The 3,532-nt window shown below is 34.7% G+C and carries 3 protein-coding genes; all 3 read right to left on the bottom strand.

From position 1 onward, the window contains the following. Nucleotides 1-6 precede the first annotated feature (6 nt). Nucleotides 7-489, bottom strand: a complete 483-nt coding sequence (locus tag C0Q33_RS08995; RefSeq protein ID WP_101478273.1) for a chemotaxis protein CheW — start codon at nt 487-489, stop codon at nt 7-9. Beyond that, nucleotides 486-1,847, bottom strand: a complete 1,362-nt coding sequence (locus C0Q33_RS08990; RefSeq protein ID WP_101478272.1) for a methyl-accepting chemotaxis protein — start codon at nt 1,845-1,847, stop codon at nt 486-488. The genes C0Q33_RS08995 and C0Q33_RS08990 overlap by 4 nt, the downstream gene beginning before the upstream one ends. A 148-nt stretch (nt 1,848-1,995) precedes the next feature. Continuing rightward, a complete protein-coding gene (locus C0Q33_RS08985; RefSeq protein ID WP_101478271.1) occupies nt 1,996-3,120 on the bottom strand; it encodes a methyl-accepting chemotaxis protein in 1,125 nt (374 codons plus the stop codon). Nucleotides 3,121-3,532 lie beyond the last annotated feature (412 nt).

The following is a 3,532-nucleotide window of genomic DNA, read 5'->3' as shown; positions in this document are numbered from 1 at the left end:
GACATTTTACACTCCCATACCAGAAGTCAATGAGTTTTTCAGTAAGATGCCAACATCTAGTAAAACAACTAGTTTTTCTCCGGTTTTTGCAATACCTATAACATATGAAATAGACTCAAAACCTCCAGAAACATTACAGTCAACATCAGTAGACGGAATTTTAATGACTTGGTCTACACCATCTATCAATAACCCTACAAGTTTAGAATCTATTTCAGCTACAAGAATCATCATTTTGGAATTAATGGTATGAGTTTTTGAAAAACCTAGTTTTTCCTTTAAATCTATTATTGGTATTATGGTACCTCTAAGATTCATCACCCCTTTTACATAACTTGGGCCGTTTGGAATAACCGTGATAGGTTCCAACTGTCGTATTTCTCTTACTTGATCAATTGGAATGCCATAATTTTCTTGTTTGTTTTTTTCTTCATCATGCAATCTAAATACAATTATTTGAAAATTAGATACCATAACTTCGCTTGTCATTGTACCAACACCTCTTTTTTCACATGTTTGGATTTTTTATTCCCTGATTCATTTTTATAATTTTCTGGCAACCTGAAAGCAGATACGGTATGTGATAGATCCTCTGCCATGATGGTCATATTTTGTATTGAAGCAATGATTTCTTGAGTACCTGAGATTTGTTGTTCAGTTGCAGCAGAAGCTTGTTCTGTTGCAGAGGCATTTTGTTCAGAAACTGCCGCAATCTCAGAAGATGCTTTTGATAATTTTTCTATTTCAGATACTTGTGTTTTAGTAGTATTTGCTACATCTAAAACATTAATTGATACATCTTTTACTTTTGACGCAATCTCATTTAGAGATCGTAGTGCTTTGTCAATTACAATTCTCCCTTCAGCAACTTCTCTAGTACTGCCTTCAATACTTTCAACTGTAGATTGTGCATCTTCCTGAATCTTTGCTATCAACTCAGCAATTTCTTCAGATGATCTTGCAGAACCTTCAGCTAATCGTTTGACTTCATCAGCTACTACTGCAAATCCTTGCCCTGCTTCTCCAGCACGAGCAGCCTCAATTGTGGCATTAAGTGCCAACAAATTGGTTTGGTCTGCAATTTTTCTTATAACTTCCAAAACAGTTGTGATTTCCCTACTTCTATCTACCAACTCTCTGATCTTTTTTGACGAATCATTAGTTACACTGATTATCTTTGACATTCTAAAGTCAGCTTCAGAAGCTGATTTTGAACCAGTCTCAGATATCAAACCTACTTCTCTAGCTAAAGCGGCAGCCATTCCAGATTTTACTTCCAGTTTTTTCATATCAGTAGTAAGTTTTTCTACCACTCTGCTTGTTTCTTCGAGTTCTTTAGCTTGCAACTGAGATCCTTTTGAGATCTGTGAAATGGTAGACGAGATTTGTTGAACGGACGAATTCATTTGCTCAGTAGAAGATTGGACTTGTTCAGAATTAAAGGTCACAAGTGTTGAACCGTCACGTACTTGATAGACCAATAAACGCAATCCTTTCAACATCTCTTTGAAAGAATTTTTTAATTTACCAAGTTCATCATTTGATTTAGAATCACTAATTTCTAGCGTCAAGTCCCCTTCACTTATTTTTCTAGCAATCGCTTCCATCTCAAGTATTGGTCCAGATATTGATTTGGCCAGAAAATATGCAAAAGCCCCCACTATGCATTGCATTACAATTCCAGTTATGACATAACGTATGATAATACTCAGAGTTTGCAAGTCGGATTGTTGTAATGAATAATAACTTATCAAAGAAATAGATGCAATTGACAAGGCAGAAACTACATTTACCATCACAATTATTTTCAGATTAAGACTTTTTGTCAGGGGATTAGTTATTGCCAAAGATGAGTCAATGTATGAAGCTTAAATAACGATAATATGTTCACGTATGTTTGAATCGATCATACAATTTCACAAAAATATGATGTTGGCATAAGAATTGAAAGTCAATTTTTCAAATTAAAACTAGTCAATTGGATATTTGTGTTCGTCAGGTAATTTTCTGTATGATTAAAGAATGGAATCCAGAAGCGTACGTTTCATAACCCGGAGAAGATGCATGAGCAATACAGCATTTATCCCCACGGTAGTCAGCAATCATGAAATCTTTCTCTTTTTCAAAAAGCATGTTTCTTCCAAGAAACTCAATTTTATCATCAAGTATGAGGTCTTTGGAGTCTGCCAAAATAAGACCGTCATTATCAACAATGCAAATTCTAGTACTATGTTTTTCCTCATCAATGAGATGGACCTGCTTTACAATTTTTTGTACCAGGCCCTCCCATTTAAAAAATGCACCCAATACGCCTATTATTTTACCATGTTGATATCCACCCTCACGAACAGTGCATGAAAAAACAAGACTTACTTCATTATTTACCAAAGTATTTCTGCTAACCTTTTGGAAGCCAAAATCTTTGCCAGTTGTAGTTCTCATAGCACTCTCAAACCATTCTAAATCTTTTACATTCACACCTACCAAGTCAACATTTTCTGGCTTTCCATTTGCTACAATGTTTCCATCTAGATCACATAATACTAGATCAAAATATACAGTGTAGGAATGTAATATGATACTAAAACGTTTTTCGGCTAGATCATAACTGCCTCTTGTCTTTCTTGTTAATGCGTTTACTACACTATCGTCTGCAGCCCACCAAACTATATCAACGGATCTTTCAAAGAGATTCCTATCAATGATATCTATATTTGTCAGTGCAAGATCAGATAAACGAGTTCCTCTAACAGTAGTAGCCTGCGCTCTTATCAAATGCTCTAGTTCGTTTAGAGCATCACGACTTTCAATGCGCATTTTTTTATTTACTATTCCTATTTTATTAGAAAGATCATTCATTTGCTCTGCTACTACTGAGAATGTCTTTCCAGCTAAACCTGCCCTGCTGGCTTCAATTCGAGCGTTTATTGCAATCATCTGTGTTTGTCCATTTAGTTTTCCAATTTCGTGAATTGCAGAATCTACTTTATTTTTTAACATTTGTGATAATTCTGCAACCCGTTCAAGTGTAAAGTTTTTTTCATCCATTTGCAAAGTTAGTTTAGGGTCAATCCCATTCTTTAGATTTTTAGATTCAGTCAATAGCGTATCAGAATTCATCTAAATCTCCATGTTTTACATATAATTGGAATTGACAAGAGATAATTTGCATTAGAAATTCATAGTATCATATTCTTATAGGATATCGTCTGTTTATCCCAAACAGACAGAAAAATCATAGTTTTTAGGTTGTAAAGAATGAAAAAATTAACCTTCCAGCATATGCCAAAGCCTAAGTAAAGTGGAAATTTGACTCAACGTTTATGCCTAAATCAACACATCGGGAACAATTCAGATATTTGCATATAAACAACAAAGCACAAAGGCGTATCAAATCTAGTTTGATCAAGTTACACAGACGGATGGATAATACAAACAAGTTGAATTTCAGATTAATGACGACTTCCATAAGAAGTAGAAAGACTCGTCGTGGAGTCATCGGCATAGAGTCTGCAATAGTTATGATAGCATT

Origin of the sequence: Candidatus Nitrosotalea bavarica (assembly GCF_900167955.1) — an archaeon.
GTDB lineage: Archaea > Thermoproteota > Nitrososphaeria > Nitrososphaerales > Nitrosopumilaceae > Nitrosotalea > Nitrosotalea bavarica.
Note: the sequence above shows the minus strand (reverse complement) of the source record. Positions and strands in the feature narration are given on the sequence as shown.